This is a genomic window from Streptomyces sp. NPDC028368, from assembly GCF_055565615.1.
The window spans coordinates 283,140-304,905 of the sequence record NZ_JBVHTY010000010.1 but is presented as its reverse complement, the minus strand read 5'-3'; the positions used below and the strand labels follow the sequence as shown (position 1 = coordinate 304,905).

Here is a 21,766-nt window from a genome sequence, read left to right as displayed (position 1 = left end):
GTCGCCTTATTTGTGACCTGGATTACGTGACATGGATTACTCGCCGGACCGGGGAATTAGCCGAATGAGCCACCCGCCCGCCGCCCGGCGCGTAGCCTGGCTCCGACGACGTCAGCCGCCACGGGGGAGGCCGCCCGCACGATGGATCCGTCAGCAGTGGGAATACGGCTCGCCTCCAGCGTGATCGCGCCGCTCGTCAGGAAACTGTTCGTCAAGGAGGGGCCGGGGGCCGGCCTGGTCTCCGGGCCCGTACGGATATCCGGCCTGGTGTCCTTCAAGGGCGAGAAGCAGACCCTCTCCGACGAGGACCTCCACAAGCTCGCGGCCGAGCTGGTGCGGCGCGCGTTACATTCCGCCGGCCCCGGCGAGCGGCCGATTCCCGAGGACGAGGAAACGGCGGTGGCCGACGCGCTGGCCACCACACTGCGCGGCCTCGGCGAGCTGACCATGGAAGACGTACAGGCCGTCTATCTAGGCCACAGCGTGCTCGTCGAACGCCTCACCGCCGCCTCCCCGCACGCCACCCGCGGCCTCTCCCGGGACGCCGAGCTGATGCACCACACCCTGCTCGCCGTCGCCTGCCTGCACATCGTGCACTTCTTCACGCAGCGGTCGACGTTCGTGGCCCGCACCCTGGTCCAGCAGAGCCGCAGCCTGGACGACGCGATCGCCAAGATCGACACATTCCTCGAGGGGCACCCGTCCCCGCGGGCCGCCGACACCGCCTTCGAGCGCTCCTACCTCGACTACATCGCCCGCAAGCACAGCCGACTGACCATCTACGGCATCGACCTGGCCAATTCCCCGGACAGGTGGCCGCTGGACTCCGCGTATCTGAGCCTGGGCGCCACGAGACCGCGCCACGAGTTCACCATCATCACCGGCGCGGGCGCCGAGGAACCGCCGCCCCGCCCGCCCCAACGCGCCGACCAGGCCCTCGCCGACTTCGACCGGGTCCTGCTGCGCGGCGTGGCGGGCTCCGGCAAGAGCACCCTCGTCCAGTGGATGGCCGTCTCCTGCACCAAGGAGCCCACCGAGTCGGCCCTCCCCCACCTCTACGGCCGCATCCCCTTCGTCCTCCCCCTGCGCACCCTCACCCGCTCCGGCGCCGCCCTGCCCACCCCCGACCGCTTCCTGACCGCCGTCGGCTGCCCGGTCGCCGGCGCCCGGCCCGACGGATGGGCCGAGCGCGTACTGGCCTCCGGCCGCGGTCTCCTCCTGGTCGACGGCCTGGACGAAATCCCCGAACGCGAACGCGCAAACGCCCGCCAATGGCTGCGCGACCTGCTGGACGCCTTCCCGGACAACCTGTGGCTGGTCACCACCCGCCCCTCCGCCGTACGCGAGGACTGGCTCGCCGCCGACGGCTTCGACGAGCTGACGCTGACCCCGATGGGCCGCGAGGAGGTCGCCGCCTTCATCGGCCGCTGGCACGACGCGGCCCGCGACAACGCCGAGGACGCCGAACGCCTCGACGCGTACGAGCAGTCCCTGCTCACCGCCGTCCGCACCAAACAGGACCTGGGCCGGCTGGCCACCAACCCGCTGATGTGCGGCCTGATCTGCGCGCTCCACCGCGACCGGCGCGGCTATCTCCCCCACGGGCGCAAGGAGTTGTACGACGCGGCGCTCGGCATGCTGCTCTCCCGGCGCGACCGGGAGCGGGACATGGCCGCCCCCACGGGTATCGAGCTGGCGGACGAGCCGCAGGTTCAGCTGCTGCAGCGGCTGGCGTACTGGCTGATCCGCAACGGGCGCACCGAGCTGGATCGCGAGCGGGCGGAGATGATCATCGCGGATGCGCTGCCCGCCGTACCTGCGGCGGCCGCTCAGGGCAATGCCGCGGCCGTCTTCCGGCATCTGCTGCAGCGCAGTGGGCTGCTCCGCGAACCGGCGCCCGGCTCGGTCGACTTCATCCACCGGACCTTTCAGGACTATCTCGGCGGGCGGGCGGCCGTCGAGGACGGCGACTTCGGACTGCTCGCGCGCAATGCGGTGGACGCCCAGTTCGAGGACGTGATCCGGATGGCGGTGGCGCATGCGCGGCCACGCGAACGCGCCGAGATTTTACGGGCGCTGATTGCGCACGGCGACGGGATCAGGAGTGCCCGTACCCGGCTGCGCGTCCATCTGCTGGCCATGGCTTGCCTGGAGCACGCCACGGAGCTGGACCCGGACGTAAGGGAGTTGGTACGCGAACGCGCCAGGGCGATCCTGCCGCCCCGCAACCGTGAGGAGTCGGAGCTGCTCGCCGAGGTGGGGCCCATCGTCCTGGAGCTGCTGCCCGGCCCGGACGGGCTGGAGGACGACGAGGCGGGGGAAGTGGTGACCACCGCGGCGCGCATCGGCTCGGACGCCGCCCTGGAAGTCATGAAGGGCTTTCGCAGGCACCCTTCCCCGAACGTACGAGTCCGACTTGCCGCCTCCTGGCAGTATTTCGACACCGAGCGCTATGCCCAGGAGATCATCCGGCACATCGGAAGCGACCTCCCCATCACCGTGAGCAGCCCCGCCGAGCTGCATGCCCTCAAGGCCCTCGGCGGTCGTCCGCACACCGTCGTCGTCGGCCCGCACAGCGACGACGAGCTCCTCGACCGGCTGGCTCACCGCACGGTCACGAATCTGGCGCTGACGGACAACTCGAAGATCAACAGCATCGCGTTTCTCCGGCACTTCCCGGCGCTGACGTCACTGCGGCTCCAGGGCTGCCCCGCCGTCGACAGCGTCGCCCCGCTCGCGGACCTGCCCCTCGAGGGCCTGTCCGTCAGCGGCTTGAACGGTCTGCACGGACTTGACCAGTTGCACCGTCTCGAGTTCCTGGACCTGCAGTCGTCGCTCCCACCCGAGGGCCTGGCGTCCCTCCCCTCCGACGCCCCGCTCATCCGCCTCACCGTCGACGAACCGGTCGGAGCCGACTTCAGCCGCGTGACCTGCTGGCCGCACCTCAAGTACATGCAACTACGGCGCATCGCCGAAGACTTCGCCGAGGACCAGTGGCGGGCGCTCATGGGCCTCACCGAGCTGGAGAACTTTTCCTTCGGTCTGCACACCGAAGGTGGCGCCCTGCACATTCCCCCCGGCCTCCGGCTGCCACAGGTAAAAATCCTCAGCCTCCTCAATTCGGACCGCCGCCCCATCGCCGAACTGAGCCGCATCCTGCGCACCGTCCTCCCCGCTTTCCCCGGCGCCCAGAAGGTCCAGCTGTACGGCCTGATCAACGCCCCCATCGACCTCGCGCCGCTCTCGGCCCTCCCCGACCTCCAGGAGGTCCACCTCTCCTGCCTCCGCCCGGAACCCCCCAACTCCCTCCCACCCCACACCAAACTCACCCTCTACCCCCGCCCCCGCCCCTAGCCACCGCAGTTACGGGAAGCCCATGGAACCGGACCCCACGACCATCGCCGCCCGCCTCACCCCCGACGCCCTCGCCCCCCTCGCCCGCGCCCTCTACAGCTCCGACGCCACCGCACCCCTCCCCCGCGAGGACCTCCACGCCCTCGCCGCCGCCCTCGTGGAACACGCCCTCGGCGCCCCCGACGAGGCCCTCACCACGGCCCTCCTCACCACCGCCACCACCGCCCCGGCCCCCGTGGACGCCCCCCTCGCCCGCCTCCTCCTCGACGCCCTGTTCACCCACCACTACGCCCAGGCCACCGCCACCACCCACAACCACCTCACGATCTTCGGCATCGACCTGGCCCACTCCCCCGACAGCTGGCCCCTCGACGCCGCCTACCTGGGCCTTCAGTGCGAGCCGGGGCCGGACACCTCGGCCACCGGGCAAGGCGACGAGCCCCCCATCCCCGCCGAACAGGCCCTCGCCCACCGCCCCCGCATCCTCATCCGCGGCGTAGCCGGCTCCGGCAAAACCACGCTCCTGCAGTGGCTGACCGTCGCCACCGCCCGCGACGAGCTGCCCGAGGCGCTCGCCGCGCTGCGCGGCCGGGTGCCGTTCCTGCTCCCCGTACGCCGCTTCGCCCGCGACGGCTTCCCCGATCCGGCCGCCTTCCTGGCGGCCACCGGCTCCCCGGACGCCGCCCGCCAGCCGTCCGGCTGGGCCGAGCGCGTCCTGAGCGAGGGCCGCGCGCTGCTCCTGATCGACGGCATCGACGAGGCCCCGGAGGACGACCGCAACGAGGTACGCGACCGGCTCCGCGACTGGACCACCCGCTACCCGGGCACCGTCTACATCGTCACCTCCCGCCCCTCCGCCGTCCCCCACCAGTGGCTGGCCGCGGAAGGCTTCGCCGAGCTCTCCCTGGCGCCCATGAGCCGGGAGGACATCGCGGCGTTCATCCAGCGCTGGCACCGGGCCGCCGCCCAGCAGCGCCCGGCCGACCTCGACCGGCTCGGCCACTACGAGCACACGCTCCTCAACGCCGTACGCATCACCCGCGACCTGGGCCGGCTGGCCACCAATCCGCTGATGTGCGGGCTGCTGTGCGCCCTGCACCGCGACCGCCGCGGCTATCTGCCCAACGGCCGCAAAGAGCTCTACGACGCGGCGCTGTCGATGCTGCTGGAACGCCGCGACCGGGAGCGGGCGATGGTCGCCACCGACGGCGTGGAGCTGACCCGGCAGCCCAAGATCCAGCTGCTGCAGAAACTGGCCCGGTGGATGCTGGTCAACGGGCGTTCGGAGATGGACCGGGAGACGGCCATCGCGACCCTCGCCGAGCATCTGCCCGCCATCCCGGATGCCGCCCGCCAAGGCGGCCCCGAGGACGTCTTCCGGCATCTGCTCAACCGCACCGGGCTGCTACGGGAGCCCACCCCGGGCACGGTCGACTTCGTGCACCGCACCTTCCAGGACTATCTTTCGGCCCGCGCGACCGTGCAGCGGCACGACTTCGCGCTGCTCCTGGACCACGCCCACCACGACGACTGGGAAGACGTCATACGGATGGCCGTGGCCCTGGCCCGGCCCGACGAGTGCGCGGCCCTCCTGGACGGCCTGCTGGCCCCGCACGCGGGCGTACGCGCCGCCGAGGCCCGGCACCGCAAGCTGCTGGCGGCAGCCTGCCTGGAACACGCCACCGAACTCGACCCGGACGTCCGCGCCCGCGTACAGCGCTTCACCCGGGACATGGTGCGCCCCAGTACCCCGTCCGCGGCCCGCGCGCTGGGGTGGATCGGCCCGATCGTCCTGGAGATGCTCCCCGATCCGACCCGGGCCTCCGAGGACGAGGCCCATCTCCTCGCCATCACCGCCACCTCCATCGCCGACGACATGGCGATCGACTATCTGACGGGGCTGCGCGACCGGCAGCACCACGACATCCGGGCGCAGCTCGCGGGGGCCTGGCGGCATTACGACACCGCCCGCTACGCCCGCGAGATCATCGCCCATCTGGAGCCGGCCGAGCTGTATTTCCCGGTCGCCGACCTGGAGGAATTGCACACCCTGCGCCGCCTGGGCGGCCGCCCGCATCTACGGATCGCCGGGCACTTCACCCCGGACCAGCTGATCGAGGGCATCGCCCCGGCGGACGGCCTGACCCGCCTGTGGCTCGCCTATGACCTGGGCGTTTCCATGGACTGGCTAACAGCCTTCCCCAAGCTGGACACCCTACGGATCGGCCGCCGCATCCCCCCGGTAACAGGCGTCCCGGACGGCATCCACGTCATCCAGCTCTAGGCAGCGTCATCCAGCTCCAGGGCAGGGTCAACCAGCTCCTCTAGCCAGGGTCATCCAGCTCGAGACCAGGTCGCCCAGCTCGCTGTAGCGCCGTCCAGCTGGGCAGCGCCCCACGGGAATACCGCCCGGGCCCACCCCCGTTGTGGGCCCACAGGGGGCGCTCGCATCCCCTACGGGATCTGTTCGCCACACCCCTAGGTGCCCGCTGTCCGGTCGCCTGCCCCGTCGCCTGTCCCGCCACCGCTCCGGTCACACAGCACTGCCCCGGACCGTACGAAACGGTTCCGGGGCAGTTGCTGTACGCGAATGCGCTGAGCGATATCCGCCTGGCTACGCGTCCTTGCTCAGGTTCGGGCCCGAGCCGCCGGCGGCGGACTCGATCGGCGGGGCGTCCGGCAGTGCGGACTTCTCCTCGCCGCGGAAGGTGAACTTGGCGCTGTCACCCTCGCCCTCGACATCGACGACCACGATGTGGCCCGGACGCAGCTCGCTGAAGAGGATCTTCTCCGAGAGGGCGTCCTCGATCTCGCGCTGGATCGTGCGGCGCAGCGGACGGGCGCCGAGCACCGGGTCGTACCCGCGCTTGGCCAGCAGCGACTTGGCCTCGCCGCTGAGCTCGATGCCCATGTCGCGGTCCTTGAGCCGCTCGTCCACCTTGGCGATCATGAGGTCGACGATCTGGATGATGTCTTCCTCGGTCAGCTGGTGGAAGACGACGGTGTCGTCGACACGGTTGAGGAACTCGGGGCGGAAGTGCTGCTTGAGCTCTTCGTTGACCTTGTTCTTCATCCGCTCGTAGCTGGACTTGGTGTCACCCTGGGCCGCGAAGCCCAGGTTGAAGCCCTTAGAGATGTCCCGCGTGCCGAGGTTGGTCGTCATGATGATGACCGTGTTCTTGAAGTCCACGACCCGGCCCTGGGAGTCGGTCAGGCGACCGTCCTCCAGGATCTGCAGCAGCGAGTTGAAGATGTCCGGGTGGGCCTTCTCGACCTCGTCGAAGAGCACGACGGAGAACGGCTTGCGGCGCACCTTCTCGGTGAGCTGGCCGCCCTCTTCGTAGCCGACGTAGCCGGGAGGCGAACCGAACAGCCGCGAGACCGTGTGCTTCTCGCTGAACTCCGACATGTCGAGGGAGATCAGCGCGTCCTCGTCGCCGAAGAGGAATTCGGCGAGGGTCTTGCTGAGCTCCGTCTTACCGACACCGGACGGGCCCGCGAAGATGAACGAACCGCCGGGGCGCTTCGGGTCCTTCAGGCCGGCACGGGTACGGCGGATGGCCTGGGAGAGCGCCTTGATGGCGTCCTTCTGGCCGATGACGCGCTTGTGGAGCTCGTCCTCCATACGCAGCAGGCGGCTCGACTCCTCCTCGGTCAGCTTGAAGACCGGGATGCCGGTGGCCGTCGCCAGGACCTCGGCGATCAGGTCCTCGTCGACCTCGGCGACGACGTCCATGTCGCCGGCCTTCCACTCCTTCTCCCGCTTCGTCTTCGCGGCCAGGAGCTGCTTCTCCTTGTCGCGCAGGCCCGCGGCCATCTCGAAGTCCTGCGAGTCGATCGCGGACTCCTTCTCCCGGCGCACATCGGCGATCTTCTCGTCGAATTCGCGCAGGTCCGGCGGTGCGGTCATGCGGCGGATCCGCATCCGGGAGCCGGCCTCGTCGATCAGGTCGATCGCCTTGTCCGGCAGGAAGCGGTCGGAGATGTAGCGGTCGGCGAGGGTGGCCGCGGCGACCAGCGCGGAGTCCGTGATGGACACGCGGTGGTGCGCTTCGTAGCGGTCCCGCAGGCCCTTGAGGATCTCGATGGTGTGCGGCAGCGACGGCTCCGCGACCTGGATCGGCTGGAAGCGGCGCTCGAGGGCCGCGTCCTTCTCCAGGTGCTTGCGGTACTCGTCGAGCGTCGTGGCACCGATGGTCTGCAGCTCGCCTCGCGCCAGCATGGGCTTGAGGATGCTCGCGGCGTCGATCGCGCCCTCGGCGGCGCCCGCACCCACCAGGGTGTGGAGCTCGTCGATGAACAGGATGATGTCGCCGCGGGTGCGGATCTCCTTGAGGACCTTCTTCAGGCGCTCTTCGAAGTCACCGCGGTAGCGGGAGCCGGCGACCAGGGCACCGAGGTCGAGGGTGTAGAGGTGCTTGTCCTTGAGGGTCTCGGGCACCTCGCCCTTGACGATGGCCTGCGCCAGTCCTTCGACGACCGCCGTCTTGCCGACGCCGGGCTCGCCGATGAGGACCGGGTTGTTCTTCGTACGGCGGGAGAGCACCTGCATGACCCGCTCGATTTCCTTCTCGCGCCCGATGACCGGGTCGAGCTTGGTCTCGCGAGCGGCCTGCGTCAGGTTGCGGCCGAACTGGTCCAGGACGAGGGAGGTCGAGGGCGTGCCCTCGGCGGGGCCGCCGGCCGTGGCGGCTTCCTTGCCCTGGTAGCCGGAGAGCAGCTGGATGACCTGCTGCCGCACCCGGTTGAGATCGGCGCCCAGCTTCACCAGGACCTGGGCGGCGACGCCCTCGCCCTCGCGGATCAGGCCGAGCAGGATGTGCTCCGTACCGATGTAGTTGTGGCCGAGCTGGAGGGCCTCGCGGAGCGAAAGCTCCAGGACCTTCTTGGCACGGGGGGTGAAGGGAATGTGCCCGGACGGAGCCTGCTGGCCCTGCCCGATGATCTCCTCCACCTGCTGGCGGACCGCCTCGAGCGAAATCCCGAGGCTCTCCAGGGCCTTAGCGGCGACACCCTCACCCTCATGGATCAGGCCCAGGAGGATGTGCTCGGTGCCGATGTAGTTGTGGTTGAGCATCCGGGCTTCTTCCTGAGCCAGGACGACAACCCGCCGCGCGCGGTCGGTGAACCTCTCGAACATCGTTAATCGCTCCTCAGAGCGGTCAGGCAGTTAGGGGTCGGTCCCCTCCCTGTCCTTCCGCATGCTAGTCCCGCGGGGCGGGACAGCTCATTCCAACTGCCGACACCCGTCCGGATCACCCCCGCTCCGGCGGGGAAATTTACTGCCGAACAGCTGACATCTGCTCCAACTCGATGGTGCGAGACGATGTTCCCGCAGGCCAGGCATATACGCTCTTCGCCACTACGCCCATGGCGAACGCACGCTCTCCCGACACGCCCACCGCATCGCACCCTCGGCCGGAGCAGAGCGCCTTGGGCGCCGGTCACACGGTCTCTTCCCACTGTGACTGTCTTACCCGCTGCCACTGACACTCCATGCGGCGCGGGCCCCATCCATCCGCTACGGGCGAACATCAATCCGCCATCGAATGCGCCGGGCCGCTCCCCGTCGGGCACAGTGCGTATCCAACTCTCCACTCAGCGTAACTTCCTGGGTTTCGGGGAGTTGCACCAGATATGGCCCGCGCGCTTCCGCGACCCCGCAGCCCTCTTGCCGCCGTCCGCCGGTGGTACGAGGAGGAGATGAGCTGGCCGACCACCGGCACGGAGCCGGTGGAGCTGCTGGTGGGGCAGCGTTTCGATGTCCTGGAGATGCCGGCCGACGCGGGACGCGCCGTACTGCGGCGGCTGCCGGGCACCGGCCCGGTGGCGCTGCTACGGTCCGGACGCGACGGGAATCGCCTCATTGATCGGCCGAAAATGCTCATGCTCATCGCGGTCGGCGGTGCCGAGGAGCTCCCGGAAATCCTGGAATGGCTCGAGTGGGGTGCGCTCGTACCGGATCTCGGCGCGCGCGGGGCCGGAGAGCGGATGCCCGCGCCGGCCGTCCCCACGCACTCGTCCGCCGCCGGGGTGCCGTCATCGCGCGGATTCGGCGCGCGGGAGGCCGCAGGATGGTTGCGACCTCCCCGGCCGGGGCGCGCGGCGGAGAATTCCCTGCCCACCACGGGGTTCGGGGCAGGAATCGGAGACGATGGGGGCGCCCCCGACCTGATTCGGCTGGTGAGCGCGGCGGCTACGGAGTGCCACCGTGCCCGGTTGCTGCGTGCTCGTAATGCCCAATCGGATCGCGTTGACGGCGATCAGCCGTTGGCCTTCTCAAATGCCTCGCGAATGTCGGCGGGGACGCGGCCACGGTCATTGACGTTGTAGCCGTTCTCCTTCGCCCAGGCGCGGATCTTCGCGGTGTCCTGGGAGCCGCCGGAAGCGACGCGCGCCTTGCCACGGCCCGCAGCGCGGCCACCCGTACGACGACCGGCCTTCACGAAGTCGGCCAGCGACTCGCGAAGCTTCTCGGCGTTGGCAACGGTGAGGTCGATCTCGTAGGACTTGCCGTCGAGAGAGAACGTCACGGTCTCGTCGGCCTCGCCGCCGTCGAGGTCGTCGACAAGAAGAACCTGAACCTTCTGTGCCACCGGTTTCCCTTTCATCGAATGTGGATTACGACGGAAAGCAAACCGCTTTTCCGGGAAAAACACAAACCCTTGGGTAGGGTTCACTTGCCCGCAGAGCGGGGAACGCATGCTTCCGTAGCCATGAGATAGGGGAGCGATTCGGACATAGAACACTGATCACAGGTGCAGAAGCATCCGGCTGTTACCCAGGGTGTTGGGCTTCACTCGTTCGAGCCCGAGGAACTCGGCAACGCCCTCATCATAGGAACGCAGCAGCTCGCTGTAGACATCACCGTCTACCGGAGTCTCACCGATCTCCACGAAGCCGTGCTTGGTGAAGAAGTCGACTTCGAAGGTGAGACAGAAAATGCGCCGTACTCCGAGCCAGCGCGCGGTACTCAGCAGCTTGTCGAGGACTTGGTGGCCGACTCCCGAGCCCTTGAGCTGCGGATCCACCGCCAGGGTGCGTACTTCGGCCAGGTCTTCCCACATCACGTGCAGCGCCCCGCAGCCGACGACCTCGGCGTCTTCGTCCCGCTCGGCGACCCAGAACTCCTGGATGTCCTCGTAAAGCGTGACGGTGGCTTTGTCGAGCAGGATGCCGTCCCGTGAGTAGGAGTCGATGAGGCGGCGTACCGCGGGGACATCGCTGGTCCGGGCGCGGCGGACGGTGAGGCCTTTTGAATGCACGGGCATGCGGGGACGCTATCGCCCCGCCTCCGCGGCGTCCGCCTCGGGTTCATCACCTTCACGGGATGCGCGTTCTTGCGTCTCTTGCGGCCCTTGTTCCGATCCGGCTTGAGAGGCCTGTTCCGATCCCGCTTGCGTTCCCGCTTCCCTTCCCGCTTCCGGTGCCTGTTCAGGAGCGGTCTCTTGTGCCGGTTCGCCGGTCTCCGGATCGTCGACTTGCACCATCCGTACGGCATCACGCAGGGCATGTCGCTGTTCCGGCGACATCATGTCGAAGAAGGCCACAAGAGCGGCCGCGGGGTTGTCGCTGGCGGACCATGCTTCGTTCATCAGTGCGGCCGAGTACGCGGCACGCGTGGAGACCGCCTCATATCGATAGGCGCGGCCTTCTGCTTCGCGGCGAACCCAGCCCTTCTGATGAAGGTTGTCCAATACGGTCATGACCGTCGTGTAGGCGATCGACCGTTCCTTCTGGAGATCTTCCAGGACTTCTCGAACGGTGACCGGGCGGTTCCACTCCCAGACCCGCGTCATCACCGCGTCTTCCAGATCACCCAAGCGTCTCGGCACACAAGAACAATAGTGGGAGATGTCGCGAATGCCGGTTGATCTCGTTGCGTTTGGGCCGGAAAAAGGATGTACGGCCCGAGATGGTCATTCCCGGGCCGTACAGTGCGCGAACCGCCGAAAAAGGCGGCGGGGCGGTCAGATGCCTTGCGTCTTGGGCTGCGGAAGGGATTCGGCCCTGGCGATCAGGGCGTCCGCGGCGGCGTCTTCCTTGGCCTTGTTCGGGCCGCCCTGGCTCTTGACGATCGTCACGATCAGCGCGGTGAAGGCCACGGCCATCACCACGGGCGGGAGCAGCGCTGAGACGTAATCCATGGCGGGTGGCCTCCTTTGGGGCGTGAGATTCCCAGGGTACGCAGCGCTCAGGCGGTGCGGGTCTCGGGGTGCGGGGCGGACTTGCGGCGGGGCGGGAAGACCTCGCCGGGCGTGGGGATCGGGCGGTCCGGGCGCGGGGACTTGGGCGCGGGCTGCGGCGCGGGCTGAGGGTGCTGTTTGGGTTCGGCCGCCGGCTCGGGCTCCGGCTTGCGCTCCGGCTCACGCGCCGTCCCGCGGCCGCCGGGCAGGGCGCGCAGCCGGGCCCGTACGGAGCGCTCGGCCAGCTGCTCGCACCGGCGCAGCAAGGTGGCGCGGCGCTCGCCCTCGGCCGCGCCGGTGCGCCGGGCGACGAGCGTGCGCAGGGCGGCGAGGTCGTCGGGCCCGGGGACGTAGCCGGCCGTCAGCGCCTCCTTGAGGTGGGCGAGGTAGCCGGCGGCCGAGCCGGGCAGGGCTTCGCGGTAGCGGGCGAGGTCGGCGACCAGGAAGGCGCGCAGCCGCCCGCCTTCGCGGACCGCCTCGTCCACCGCCTCGGCCAGCCGGAGGTATTCCTGGGTGTCCGCCGGCCACTGGAGGCCGGCGGCGCCGAGCGGGACGGAACAGGACGTCGACTGCAGGGCATGGGCGAGAGCGCGACGGAGCACCCGCAGCTCATCGGCGCTGAACGTCATGCCGCCGCGGGATCCGTATGGCATAGGCATGCGGCGACTTTACGACCGTTTCGGACAAAAGCCGCTTAATTCGCTTACGGTGGCGCGGCAGGTCGTACCGGGGCACGACAGGTCCGCGCCGCGGTACGCGTGCCGCTTACGCTGCTTGTGCTGCTTGTGCTGCTTGTGCCGCCTACGAGCGGGCGATGTTCCGCTCGTAGACCAGCCGCAGGCCGATCAGGGTGAGCCAGGGCTCGTGCGCGTCGATCACCGAGGACTCGCCCAGCACCATCGGGGCCAGCCCGCCGGTGGCGATGACGGTGACATCGTCGGGGTCCTCGGCCAGCTCCCGCGCCATCCGCTGGACCACACCGTCCACCTGGCCCGCGAAGCCGTAGAGGATGCCGGACTGCATCGCCTCGACGGTGTTCTTGCCGATGACGCTGCGCGGCCGGGCCAGCTCGATCTTGCGCAGCTGGGCGCCCTTGACGCCCAGCGCGTCCACCGAGATCTCGATGCCCGGCGCGATCACACCGCCCACGTACTCGCCGCGCACGCTGACCGCGTCGAAGGTGGTGGCCGTACCGAAGTCCACGACGATCGCCGGGCCGCCGTAAAGCTCGACGGCCGCCAGGGAGTTGATGATCCGGTCGGCGCCGACCTCCTTGGGGTTGTCCATGAGGACCGGCACGCCGGTTTTGACGCCGGGCTCCACCAGGACGGCCGGCACGTCCCCGTAGTAGCGGCGGGTGACCTCGCGCAGCTCGTGCAGGACGGAGGGGACGGTGGAGCAGATGGAGATGCCCTCGATGCCGTCGCCCAGGTCGTCGCCGAGCAGCGGGTGCATGCCCATCAGGCCCTGGAGGAGCACGGCCAGCTCGTCGGCGGTGCGGCGGGCGTCGGTGGAGATCCGCCAGTGCTCGACGATCTCCTCGCCGTCGAAGAGGCCGAGAACCGTGTGGGTGTTGCCTACGTCGATGGTCAGCAGCATGGCGGTCAGCGGCCCTCGTCCTGGCTGTCGGCGCCGTCCCGGGCGCCGTCCTGACTGTCGTCCTCGCGCAGGTCGAGGCCGATGTCGAGGATCGGGGAGGAGTGCGTGAGCGCGCCCACGGCCAGGTAGTCGATGCCGGTCTCCGCGTACGCCCGCGCATTGGCGAGGGTCAGGCGGCCGGAGGACTCCAGCATCGCGCGGCCCGCGACCAGCTCCACGGCCTCCGCGGTCTGCTCCGGCGTGAAGTTGTCCAGCAGGATCAGATCGGCGCCCTCGGCGAGGATCGGCGGGATCTGGTCGATCCGGTCGACCTCCACCTCGATCGCCAGACCCGGGAACTCCTCCCGTACGGCCGTGAACGCCGCGGCCACGCCGCCCGCCGCGACCACATGGTTGTCCTTGATCAGCGCCGCGTCCGACAGCGACATCCGGTGGTTGACGCCCCCGCCGCAGCGCACCGCGAACTTCTCCAGGGCACGCAGCCCCGGCGTCGTCTTACGGGTGTCCCGGACCTTGGCCTTGGTGCCCTCCAGGACATCGGCCCAGGCACGGGTGGCGGTCGCGATGCCCGACAGCCGGCACAGGATGTTCAGCGCGCTGCGCTCGGCGGTGAGCAGATCGCGGGTGCGGGTGGTGACGGACAGCAGCTTGGCGCCGGCCTCGACCCGGTCGCCGTCCTCGACATGCCGCTCGACCGCGAACTCGTCGGTGCACACGATGGACAGCACCGCCTCGGCGATCCGCAGCCCGGCGACCGTACCGGCCTCGCGGGCCGTGAAGTCACCGGTGGCGACCGCGTCTTCGGGGATGGTCGCCACGGTCGTGACGTCCACGCCCTGGTCGAGGTCCTCCTCGACGGCCAGATGCGCGATGTCCTCGACCTGTACGGGGTCGAGACCCGCGGCCACCAGGAGCGAGGCCAGATCGGGGTCCAGACCGCAGGTCAGCGGGTCCAGCTCGTAGGAGTCGTCGTCGCTGCCGCAGCCGCAGGCATCGCCGCAGCCGCCACCGGTGGGGGCGCCGCTGGAGGGCCCGCCGATCTGGAGGAGGGGGAGGTCGTCGGGGGTGCTGCTCACGGGGGTGGCTCCGTATCGGGAAAGGGGTGGGGAGGGGACGGGAACCGTCTGAGGACTACGGGGACGGTCTGTGGTTCACGGGGTGACACCGGCGGTCGGCGGGAAGTCGGCCGTGTCCGTCGTACGGACGCTCAACGCGCGGTCCGCGTCGAGCGTGATGCGGAAGTGACGGCGCCAGGAGGCATCGTCCCGGTCGGGGTGGTCCTCGCGCCAATGGCAGCCGCGGGTTTCCGCCCGGCGCTGCGCGGCGGCGACCAGCACCCGGGCGACGCAGAGCAGGTTGGTGGCCTCCCATGCCTCCACGCCGGGCTCGGGGGCTTTGGAGGCTGCGGGGGCCGCGCCCGCCTCGGCGGCTTCCGCGGCTTCGGCAGCTTCGGCGGCCTCGGCAGCTTCGGTTGCCTCGCGGTGGATGCGGCCCAGTTCGGCCGCGGCGTGGGCGAGGCTGTCGGCGCTGCGCAGCACGCCCGCGCCGGCCGTCATGATCCGCTGCACGGCGAAGCGGGCTTCGGGGGCCAGGAGGGGAAGCGGGGCCGCCACGGCCGTGTTCTCGGGGGCGCCTCCGGCGGTGCTTTCGGCCGTGTTTTCCGCGATGTCCTCGGCGATGCGCTCCGCGAACACCAGGCCCTCCAGGAGGGAGTTGGAGGCGAGGCGGTTGGCGCCGTGGACGCCGGTGCAGGCGACCTCGCCGCAGGCGTAGAGGCCGCGGACGGTGGTGCGCCCGTGCAGGTCGGTGCGTACGCCGCCGGAGGCGTAGTGGGCGGCCGGGGCGACCGGGATCGGCTCGGTGACCGGGTCGATGCCGTGGGCGCGGCAGGCCGCGAGGATGGTGGGGAAGCGGCGTTCCCACATCTCGGCACCGAAGTGCCGGGCGTCCAAATACATGTGCTCGGCGCCCTGTTCCTGCGCCCGCCGCATGATCGCCTTGGCGACGATGTCGCGCGGAGCCAGCTCGGCGAGTTCGTGCTGCCCGACCATGAAGCGGATGCCGTCGGCGTCGACAAGGTGGGCGCCCTCGCCCCGTACCGCCTCGGAGATCAGCGGCTGCTGGCCCTCCGCGTCCGGCCCCAAATACAGGACGGTGGGGTGGAATTGGACGAATTCGAGGTCGGACACCTCGGCCCCGGCACGCAGGGCCAGCGCCACGCCGTCACCGGTGGAGACGGCCGGGTTGGTGGTCGCGGAGAAGACCTGCCCCATGCCCCCGGTGGCCAGAACCACCGCCGGTGCGTGCACGGCGCCCACACCGTCGTGCTGCCCCTCGCCCATCACATGCAGGGTGACGCCGGACGTATGGCCCTCGGCATCGGTGAGCAGGTCGAGGACCAGCGCGTTCTCGATGGTGCGCAGCCCGGCGGCGCGGACCGCCTCGACCAGGGCGCGGGAGATTTCGGCGCCGGTGGCGTCGCCGCCGGCGTGCGCGATCCGGCGGCGGTGGTGGCCGCCCTCGCGGGCGAGCGCGATCTCGTCGCGGCCGGGCTCGGTGTCGAAGCGGGCGCCGGCCCCGATCAGCCGGTGCACGGCGTCCGGCCCTTCGGTGACCAGCGTCCGTACGGCCGTCTCGTCGCACAGTCCGGCGCCCGCGACGAGGGTGTCGGCCAGGTGCTGCTCGGGGGTGTCGCCCTCGCCGAGGGCCGCGGCGATGCCGCCCTGGGCCCAGCGGGTGGAGCCGTCGTCGAGCCGGGCCTTGGTGACCACGACCGTACGGCGGCCGGCGGCGGCGCAGCGCAGCGCGGCGGTCAGCCCGGCCACCCCGGAGCCCACCACGACGACGTCCGCCTCGATGGACCAGCCGGGGGCGGGGGCCGTCAGGCGTATGCCGGGGCTCTTGGCGGTGCCGGGGGCTATCGCGTGGCCTGGGCCGGTTCCGTTGGCGGTGGCGGTCATCGGGGCGCTCCGAGGGGGCCTTGGGGAGTGGTGGCGGGGTGTACGGGTGGGGTCGCGGCGTGGTGCGGCTCGGGGACGGCCCCGGTGGGGGCGGTCGGGCCGAACACCAGGCGGATGTTGTCGATGAGGCGGGTGGTGCCGACCTTGGCGGCGACGGCAAGGACCGCCTCGCCTTCGAACGCGTCCGGGACCTCGGTGAAGTCGGACGGATCGACCAGCGCCAGGTAGTCCAGTTCGAGCGGCGGGTCGAGGTGGGCCGCATCCGCCAGAACCGCACCGGCCGCGGCGCGCGCGACGGACGGACCGTGCGGCGGTACGGCGGCCGCGTAGGCAACGGCGTGCGCGTCGGCGGCGGCCCGGTCCTCCCCGAGGGCGGCCAGCGCCGCGGCACGGTCCTGCACGGGGTGCCCGGCACAGGCGGCGCGGGCGCGCAGCGCCTCCTCGGCCGCGAGCCGGTCCCGGGCCCCGAAGAGCGCCGCGGACAGGGCTAGGGCGGTGCGGCGTTCGGGGCGGGAGAGGTAGCGGTTACGGCTGGAGCGGGCGAGGCCGTCGTCGTCACGGACCGTCGGCACGCCCACGATCTCGACGGGGAAGTTCAGATCGGCGGCCATCCGCGTGATCACCGCGAGCTGCTGGGCGTCCTTCTCCCCGTAGAACGCGAGGTCGGGCGCGGTCAGGTGCAGCAGCTTGGCGACGACGGTGAGCACACCGTCGAAGTGGCCGGGGCGGCTGGCGCCTTCCAGGAGCGTGCCCATGGGGCCGGCGGCGATGCGGATCTGCGGCTCGCCACCGGGGTAGACCTCGTCGGCGGACGGCGCGAACACCACATCCGCGCCCGCCTCGGCGGCCAGCCGCACATCCGCGTCCAGGGTGCGGGGGTAGCGGTCCAGATCCTCGCCCGCACCGAACTGCAGCGGATTGACGAAGACGGTGACCACGACCTGCCCCTGCGCGCCGGCCCGCGTGCGGGCGGCCCGGATCAGGGTGGCGTGCCCCTCGTGCAGGGCGCCCATGGTCATGACGACGGCGCGCGGCCCGTCCGTGCCGCGCGGCAGGTCGCGCAGGTCGGCGGCGGTGCGGACGAGGCGGATGGACGGGGGCGAGGACGGGGGCGAGGGGGTCATCGGTCGCCTCCGGCGGGGCCGTCGTCGTGGGGATTGGGGTCCTGGTCGGTGGGGCCGCCGGGGCCGGGGTCGTGGCCGGTGGTGCCGGGGTCCTGCCCGGTGGTGCCGGGGCCGTTCGTACCGTCGGGGGTGTCGCTGTGGTGGCCGGGGGCGTCGCCGTGATGATCGGGGGCGGGCCCGGCGAGCACTCCGAGCAGGTCCTCGGCCAGTTCCGGCTTGAGCAGGCCGTGTGCCAGCGCCCGGTCCGCGGTCGCACGGGCCATCGCGAGATACCCGGCGACGCTCTGCGGCGCATGCCGGCGCAGCTCCGCGACATGGGCGGCGACCGTGCCCGCGTCCCCGCGCGCGACCGGGCCGGTCAGGGCGGCGTCGCCGGAGCGCAGGGCATTGTCCAGGGCGGCACCGAGCAGCGGGCCCAGCATCCGGTCCGGGGCCTCGACACCTGCGGCGCGCAGCAGCTCCATCGACTGGGCGACCAGGGTGACCAGGTGATTCGCGCCGATGGCGAGCGCGGCGTGGTAGAGCGGACGGGCGGCTTCCGCGATCCACTCGGGCTCCCCGCCCATCTCGATGACCAGCGCCTCGGCCGCCATCCGCAGCTCCTCGGGCGAGGTCACCCCGAACGAGCAGCCGGCCAGCCGCTGGACGTCCACCGGAGTACCGGTGAAGGTCATCGCGGGGTGCAGCGCGAGCGGCAGCGCCCCGGCGCGGGTGGCCGGGTCGAGCACGGCCGTTCCGTAGCGCCCCGACGTGTGCACCAGCAGCTGGCCGGGCCGTACGGCGCCGGTCTCCGCGAGTCCGCGCACCAGGTCGGCGAGGGCGTCGTCCGGGACGGTCAGCAGCACGAGGTCGGCTCGGGCGAGCACCTCGGCCGGGGTGACCAGCGGGACGTCCGGGAGCAGCTCGGCGGCGCGGCGTACGGAGGCGTCGGAGACCCCCGATACGGCGACCGGGCGATGCCCTGCGAGCTGCAACGAAGCGGCGAGGGCGGGCCCGACACGGCCTGCACCGACGACTCCGACGGTGAGCCGGGCGGGGCGGTCCTGGGACGATGAGGGTCCCCCCTGCTCGAGCGGAGCCGAGAACTTGGGGGAGGGCGGAATTGCGTTCACGTGGCGATGGCCTTCCGTTCCAGTCCGCGGGGGGTACCGGACGATTCCTCGCCATGCTACGCGAGTGTTTCCAGCGGCCTTGAGGGTTGTACGGAAGGTGAGACGGGGCTCTCTTCCGCACATCACCCCGACACCGCTCCGACACCACCCCGCGACTTATCCACAACTTTATCCACAGGGGTCGCGCACTTGCGCGGCCCTGCGCGATGCTCCCTGCGACGGCGCGAACGGACGGACGGAAGGGCAGGTGGAGGCCGTGGAGCAGGCGGAGGCCGTGGAGCGGGAAGCGCGGGAGCGGGGCGTGGGGAGCGGTGCGACGGGGGCGGGACCCGGTGCCCCATCCGTCGAGCGGGCGCGGCTGCTCGCGGCGTGGCACGGCTCGGAGCGGGTGCTGACGGGCGGCCCCTCGGGGGAGACGGTCCGCGAGCGGCTGGACCGCCTGCTGGCCGACGCTCCCGCCGCGTACGACCTGGACAACTGGACGGACCTCTACGGCAACGACGACGGCATCGTGGGTGAGCTGGAGCGCCGCACCGCCGAGGCCCTGGGCACCGAAGCCGCCGCCTTCTTCCCGACCGGCACGATGGCGCAGCAGGTCGCGCTGCGCATCTGGGCGGGGCGCACGGGCAGCACAACGGTCGCCGGGCACCCCCTCTCCCACCTGGAGGTGCACGAACGCGATGCGTATGCGGTGGTCAGCGGGCTGCGCATGGTGCATCCCACGCGCGCATCAAGGCTGCCGACCGCCGAGGAGATATACGACCTCCAGGAGCCGTTCGGCGCCCTTGCTCTCGAACTGCCATTGCGGGAGGCGGGTTTCGTCCTCCCGGAGTGGGGGGATCTGGCGGCCACCGTCGCGGCCGCGCGCGACCGCGACGCGGTGATCCACTTCGACGGCGCCCGACTGTGGGAGTGCGGCCCGCACTTCGGCCGGTCGCTCCCGGCCATAGCCGCCCTCGCGGACAGCGTCTATGTCTCGTACTACAAGTCACTGGACGGCATATCGGGCGCCGCTCTGGCGGGCACGGTGGACTTCATCGAGGAGGCCCGCGCCTGGCGGCACCGCTACGGCGGCCAGCTGTTCCAGCAGTGGCCGGCCGCGCTGGCCGCCCTCGCCGGGCTGGACCGCGAGCTGCCGCGGCTGCCGGAGTACGTGGCGCACGCGAAGGTCGTCGCACGGGCCCTGGGCGAGGGCCTGGCCGAGGCAGGTGTGCCGTGGTTCAGGGTCCATCCGGCGGTGCCGCACACCCATCAGTTCCAGGTGTGGCTGCCGCATCCCGCCGCGGCCCTGAACGAAGCCGGCGCGCGCCAGGCGGAGGAGACACGCACGACGTTGTTCCGCCAGTGGTCCGAACCGGACGGCGCCGGGCCACCTGGGCTGTCGATGACGGAGGTGACGGTTGGGGCTTCGGCTGTGGAGTGGACGGCCGAGGACGTACGGGCGGCGGTCGGGGAGTTCGTGGGGCGGGTGGGGGCCCTTGGCGGGTGAGGGGTGGGGAGGGGTGCGAGAGGGGCGGGTGAGGGGTGGGCGATGGGTGCGTGAGGGGTGCGTGAGGGGCGGGCGCGAACCCATGGCGGCGGGTTACGACGGCGTAGCGGTCCGGCCCGTCGTGGCGGGGCGGGCGGGCGTGGGGCAGGTGGCGGCGGGGGCTGGGCGAGCGGCGGTGGGGGCTGGGGTGGGTGTGGGGGCCGTCGCGTGAGTGGGGGTGGGGGCGGGGTGGGTGGGGCGGGGGGAGGGGGAGGCCCCCAAGGCGAACCAACGGGCCGCGAAGCGGCCCAGCACCCCCCGAACCGCCCGCCCCACCCGCCCCGCCCGAGCCGAACGGCGGTCCGCCGGGTCGGTCACGACGGCCTGAAACCGCCGCCACTGGTGGATCTCGCGGGCCATACGGACGGTTCCGGCGCTCGGTACGACAGGGGCGGCTTCGCCCCGCTGGGCGGCGCGGTAGGCATCGAGCATGTGCTGCTGGCTGGCGTTCATGCCGCTCACTGTGCGGCGGCCGGCCGGCCCCTGGCGCGTCGATTGACGGGAGCCGTCAATCGACGGCCGCGCCGGTCACGACCTCGCGCATGATGGGCGCATGGCCAACGTCATCGACATCACCGGGCTGCCGCCGGAGCGCATCATCTTCTCCCCCTCCCCCTTGGCGGAGCTGGGCGCCGCGCTGCACGCGCTGTCCGAGCCGGGGCACCACCCCGGGCTGCACGGCTGGGTCACCGCGACCAACGCGGGACTGAAAACCGACCTCGCCGACCGGCTGTGCGAGGCGGATTTCCTGTGGCGGTCCTCGCGTTCCGACATCCTGCTGCCGGCCCGCCCCGGGGCGACGCTGGCCGAGGAGCTGGACGAGCTGGACACGATCGACGATGAGCGGTTCGTGGCCGCCGCGTTCGAGATCACCTGCTCGGCCATGTACACCCAGGTCACGCCGTCTCCCCTGGTCGATGCGGGCGAGCGGGCCCGCGTACGGGAGATGGCCGCCGCGCGCGGGCCGCGGCAGGCGGCGTTCACGGACCGGATGCTTACCGACCCCGACGGTCTGCGGGTGTGGCTGCGCCGCCTCTTCGAGGACTGCGAGGAGGCGTTCTTCGGGGACATCTGGCGCCGGGTGGGCATCCAACTGGCCGCGGATGCCCGCCACAAGACCGAGCTGCTGCGCCGTAAGGGCCTGGCCGAGACGCTGACCGCGACCTCGGCGGCGCTCTCCCTGGAGGAGGCCTCGGCGGGTACCCGCATCCTGGTGGACAAGCTGGCCATGGGCCGTACGACGGCGTACGCGAACGCCGCCGACCCCGGCATCACCCTTCTCCCCACGTCATTCGGGTGGCCGCATCTGCTGTTCAGCCACGCCCCGGGCTGGCGTCCCGTGCTCCAGTACCCGGTCGCCGGCCCGGAGTTGCCCGCACCGGCCGCGCTGGAACTCGTACAGCAGCGGCTGGAGGCCCTGGGCCATCCGATGCGGATGCAGCTGTGCCGGACGCTGTCACGGGGGCCGCATACGACGGGGGAGCTGGCGACCGCGTTCGGGATCACCCCGCCGGAGGTGTCGCGGCATATCGCCACGCTGAAGAAGGCGGGGCTGATTCAGACGCGGCGCCGTGGGCGGTATGTGCTGCACCAGCTGGACCTCCAGGTGGTGGCCCGGCTGGGCAGCGACTTCCTTGAAGGGGTGCTGCGCTGAGCCGGTACGTACGGGCGTGCCCAGGTGCGCGAGTACGCATGTAGGCGCGTACTCGCGTAAGGACGCGGCCGCGCCCCTAGTTGTCCTGGAGGAACGTCTTCCAGCGTCTTCCAGTTGTCCTGGGGGAACGTCTTCGCCAGAGCGTCACCGCGACTGACCGCGTCGCCGTGGTTCTCTCTGTTAGGAAAATTTCCTTACCGAGTGCCCGCGCAATCCGCTCCGGTTATGTGTCCGCGTCAAACCCCTGCG

17 protein-coding genes are annotated in these 21,766 nt (G+C 71.1%); 5 read left to right on the top strand and 12 right to left on the bottom strand.

All coding sequences use genetic code 11. The annotated features are described in order from the left end of the window. Positions 1-141: 141 nt before the first annotated feature. Both ACZ4S3_RS24315 and ACZ4S3_RS24310 read left to right on the top strand, forming a co-directional pair. Positions 142-3,354: an NACHT domain-containing protein gene (locus ACZ4S3_RS24315; RefSeq protein WP_467937504.1), complete on the top strand. Its 3,213-nt coding sequence runs from the start codon at positions 142-144 to the stop codon at positions 3,352-3,354. Positions 3,355-3,376: 22 nt separating this feature from the next. Next, positions 3,377-5,638 carry an NACHT domain-containing protein gene (locus tag ACZ4S3_RS24310; protein WP_467937502.1) on the top strand — a complete coding sequence of 754 codons (2,262 nt, stop codon included), beginning with the start codon at positions 3,377-3,379 and terminating at the stop codon, positions 5,636-5,638. A 330-nt stretch (positions 5,639-5,968) separates the two neighbouring features. Here the strand turns inward: ACZ4S3_RS24310 and ACZ4S3_RS24305 are convergent, their stop codons facing one another. Continuing rightward, positions 5,969-8,494: an ATP-dependent Clp protease ATP-binding subunit gene (locus ACZ4S3_RS24305; protein WP_467937500.1), complete on the bottom strand. Its 2,526-nt coding sequence runs from the start codon at positions 8,492-8,494 to the stop codon at positions 5,969-5,971. A gap of 497 nt (positions 8,495-8,991) precedes the next feature. Here ACZ4S3_RS24305 and ACZ4S3_RS24300 point away from each other — a divergent pair, with 497 nt between their 5' ends. After that, positions 8,992-9,687: an SCO3374 family protein gene (locus tag ACZ4S3_RS24300; RefSeq protein ID WP_467937498.1), complete on the top strand. Its 696-nt coding sequence runs from the start codon at positions 8,992-8,994 to the stop codon at positions 9,685-9,687. Here the strand turns inward: ACZ4S3_RS24300 and ACZ4S3_RS24295 are convergent. The 10 genes from ACZ4S3_RS24295 to ACZ4S3_RS24250 all read right to left on the bottom strand — a co-directional run bounded on the left by ACZ4S3_RS24295 (position 9,618) and on the right by ACZ4S3_RS24250 (position 18,335). Then, a complete protein-coding gene (locus ACZ4S3_RS24295) occupies positions 9,618-9,950 on the bottom strand; it encodes a histone-like nucleoid-structuring protein Lsr2 (RefSeq protein ID WP_467937596.1) in 333 nt (110 codons plus the stop codon). The two genes, ACZ4S3_RS24300 and ACZ4S3_RS24295, sit on opposite strands and share 70 nt — an antisense overlap. 156 nt (positions 9,951-10,106) lie before the next feature. Next, complete coding sequence (locus ACZ4S3_RS24290) at positions 10,107-10,625, bottom strand: amino-acid N-acetyltransferase (protein WP_467937496.1); 519 nt, start codon at positions 10,623-10,625, stop codon at positions 10,107-10,109. Between the two features lie 9 nt (positions 10,626-10,634). Continuing rightward, positions 10,635-11,189, bottom strand: coding sequence for a BlaI/MecI/CopY family transcriptional regulator (locus tag ACZ4S3_RS24285; protein ID WP_467937494.1), 555 nt, complete (start codon positions 11,187-11,189; stop codon positions 10,635-10,637). 135 nt (positions 11,190-11,324) lie between these two features. Further along, on the bottom strand, positions 11,325-11,501 hold the full coding sequence (locus tag ACZ4S3_RS24280) for a hypothetical protein (RefSeq protein ID WP_467937492.1): 177 nt from the start codon (positions 11,499-11,501) through the stop codon (positions 11,325-11,327). A gap of 47 nt (positions 11,502-11,548) precedes the next feature. Continuing rightward, a complete protein-coding gene (locus ACZ4S3_RS24275) occupies positions 11,549-12,199 on the bottom strand; it encodes a hypothetical protein (RefSeq protein WP_467937490.1) in 651 nt (216 codons plus the stop codon). A 142-nt stretch (positions 12,200-12,341) separates the two neighbouring features. Then, on the bottom strand, positions 12,342-13,139 hold the full coding sequence (locus ACZ4S3_RS24270) for a type III pantothenate kinase (RefSeq protein ID WP_467937488.1): 798 nt from the start codon (positions 13,137-13,139) through the stop codon (positions 12,342-12,344). Between the two features lie 5 nt (positions 13,140-13,144). Beyond that, the gene (gene nadC, locus ACZ4S3_RS24265) at positions 13,145-14,215 is read right to left on the bottom strand and encodes a carboxylating nicotinate-nucleotide diphosphorylase (protein ID WP_467937486.1); all 1,071 of its coding nucleotides are present in this window, start codon (positions 14,213-14,215) and stop codon (positions 13,145-13,147) included. Between the two features lie 75 nt (positions 14,216-14,290). Continuing rightward, positions 14,291-16,099, bottom strand: a complete 1,809-nt coding sequence (locus ACZ4S3_RS24260) for an L-aspartate oxidase (protein WP_467937484.1) — start codon at positions 16,097-16,099, stop codon at positions 14,291-14,293. Further along, entirely contained in the window at positions 16,096-17,223 is a 1,128-nt protein-coding gene (gene panC, locus ACZ4S3_RS24255; protein WP_467937482.1) for a pantoate--beta-alanine ligase, read from the bottom strand. The genes ACZ4S3_RS24260 and panC overlap by 4 nt, the downstream gene beginning before the upstream one ends. Then, complete coding sequence (locus tag ACZ4S3_RS24250) at positions 17,220-18,335, bottom strand: Rossmann-like and DUF2520 domain-containing protein (RefSeq protein WP_467937480.1); 1,116 nt, start codon at positions 18,333-18,335, stop codon at positions 17,220-17,222. The genes panC and ACZ4S3_RS24250 overlap by 4 nt, the downstream gene beginning before the upstream one ends. Before the next feature lie 301 nt (positions 18,336-18,636). Between ACZ4S3_RS24250 and ACZ4S3_RS24245 the strand changes: the two genes are divergently transcribed. Further along, positions 18,637-19,824: a threonine aldolase family protein gene (locus tag ACZ4S3_RS24245; RefSeq protein ID WP_467937594.1), complete on the top strand. Its 1,188-nt coding sequence runs from the start codon at positions 18,637-18,639 to the stop codon at positions 19,822-19,824. A gap of 93 nt (positions 19,825-19,917) precedes the next feature. On the opposite strand, the gene ACZ4S3_RS24240 is transcribed toward ACZ4S3_RS24245, so the two are convergent. Next, entirely contained in the window at positions 19,918-20,316 is a 399-nt protein-coding gene (locus tag ACZ4S3_RS24240; protein ID WP_467937478.1) for a hypothetical protein, read from the bottom strand. Positions 20,317-20,416: 100 nt separating this feature from the next. Between ACZ4S3_RS24240 and ACZ4S3_RS24235 the strand changes: the two genes are divergently transcribed. After that, positions 20,417-21,517, top strand: coding sequence for a DUF5937 family protein (locus ACZ4S3_RS24235; protein ID WP_467937476.1), 1,101 nt, complete (start codon positions 20,417-20,419; stop codon positions 21,515-21,517). Positions 21,518-21,766: the final 249 nt, after the last annotated feature.

What these genes read in the sequence shown, in the direction of transcription:
- ACZ4S3_RS24240 (WP_467937478.1), bottom strand. Translation starts at nt 20,316, where the DNA reads ATGAACGCCAGCCAGCAGCACATGCTCGATGCCTACCGCGCCGCCCAG.
- panC (WP_467937482.1), bottom strand. Translation starts at nt 17,223, where the DNA reads ATGACCCCCTCGCCCCCGTCCTCGCCCCCGTCCATCCGCCTCGTCCGC.
- ACZ4S3_RS24310 (WP_467937502.1), top strand. Translation starts at nt 3,377, where the DNA reads ATGGAACCGGACCCCACGACCATCGCCGCCCGCCTCACCCCCGACGCC.
- ACZ4S3_RS24275 (WP_467937490.1), bottom strand. Translation starts at nt 12,199, where the DNA reads ATGCCTATGCCATACGGATCCCGCGGCGGCATGACGTTCAGCGCCGAT.
- ACZ4S3_RS24290 (WP_467937496.1), bottom strand. Translation starts at nt 10,625, where the DNA reads ATGCCCGTGCATTCAAAAGGCCTCACCGTCCGCCGCGCCCGGACCAGC.
- ACZ4S3_RS24300 (WP_467937498.1), top strand. Translation starts at nt 8,992, where the DNA reads ATGGCCCGCGCGCTTCCGCGACCCCGCAGCCCTCTTGCCGCCGTCCGC.
- ACZ4S3_RS24280 (WP_467937492.1), bottom strand. Translation starts at nt 11,501, where the DNA reads ATGGATTACGTCTCAGCGCTGCTCCCGCCCGTGGTGATGGCCGTGGCC.
- ACZ4S3_RS24260 (WP_467937484.1), bottom strand. Translation starts at nt 16,099, where the DNA reads ATGACCGCCACCGCCAACGGAACCGGCCCAGGCCACGCGATAGCCCCC.
- ACZ4S3_RS24270 (WP_467937488.1), bottom strand. Translation starts at nt 13,139, where the DNA reads ATGCTGCTGACCATCGACGTAGGCAACACCCACACGGTTCTCGGCCTC.
- ACZ4S3_RS24235 (WP_467937476.1), top strand. Translation starts at nt 20,417, where the DNA reads ATGGCCAACGTCATCGACATCACCGGGCTGCCGCCGGAGCGCATCATC.
- ACZ4S3_RS24305 (WP_467937500.1), bottom strand. Translation starts at nt 8,494, where the DNA reads ATGTTCGAGAGGTTCACCGACCGCGCGCGGCGGGTTGTCGTCCTGGCT.
- ACZ4S3_RS24315 (WP_467937504.1), top strand. Translation starts at nt 142, where the DNA reads ATGGATCCGTCAGCAGTGGGAATACGGCTCGCCTCCAGCGTGATCGCG.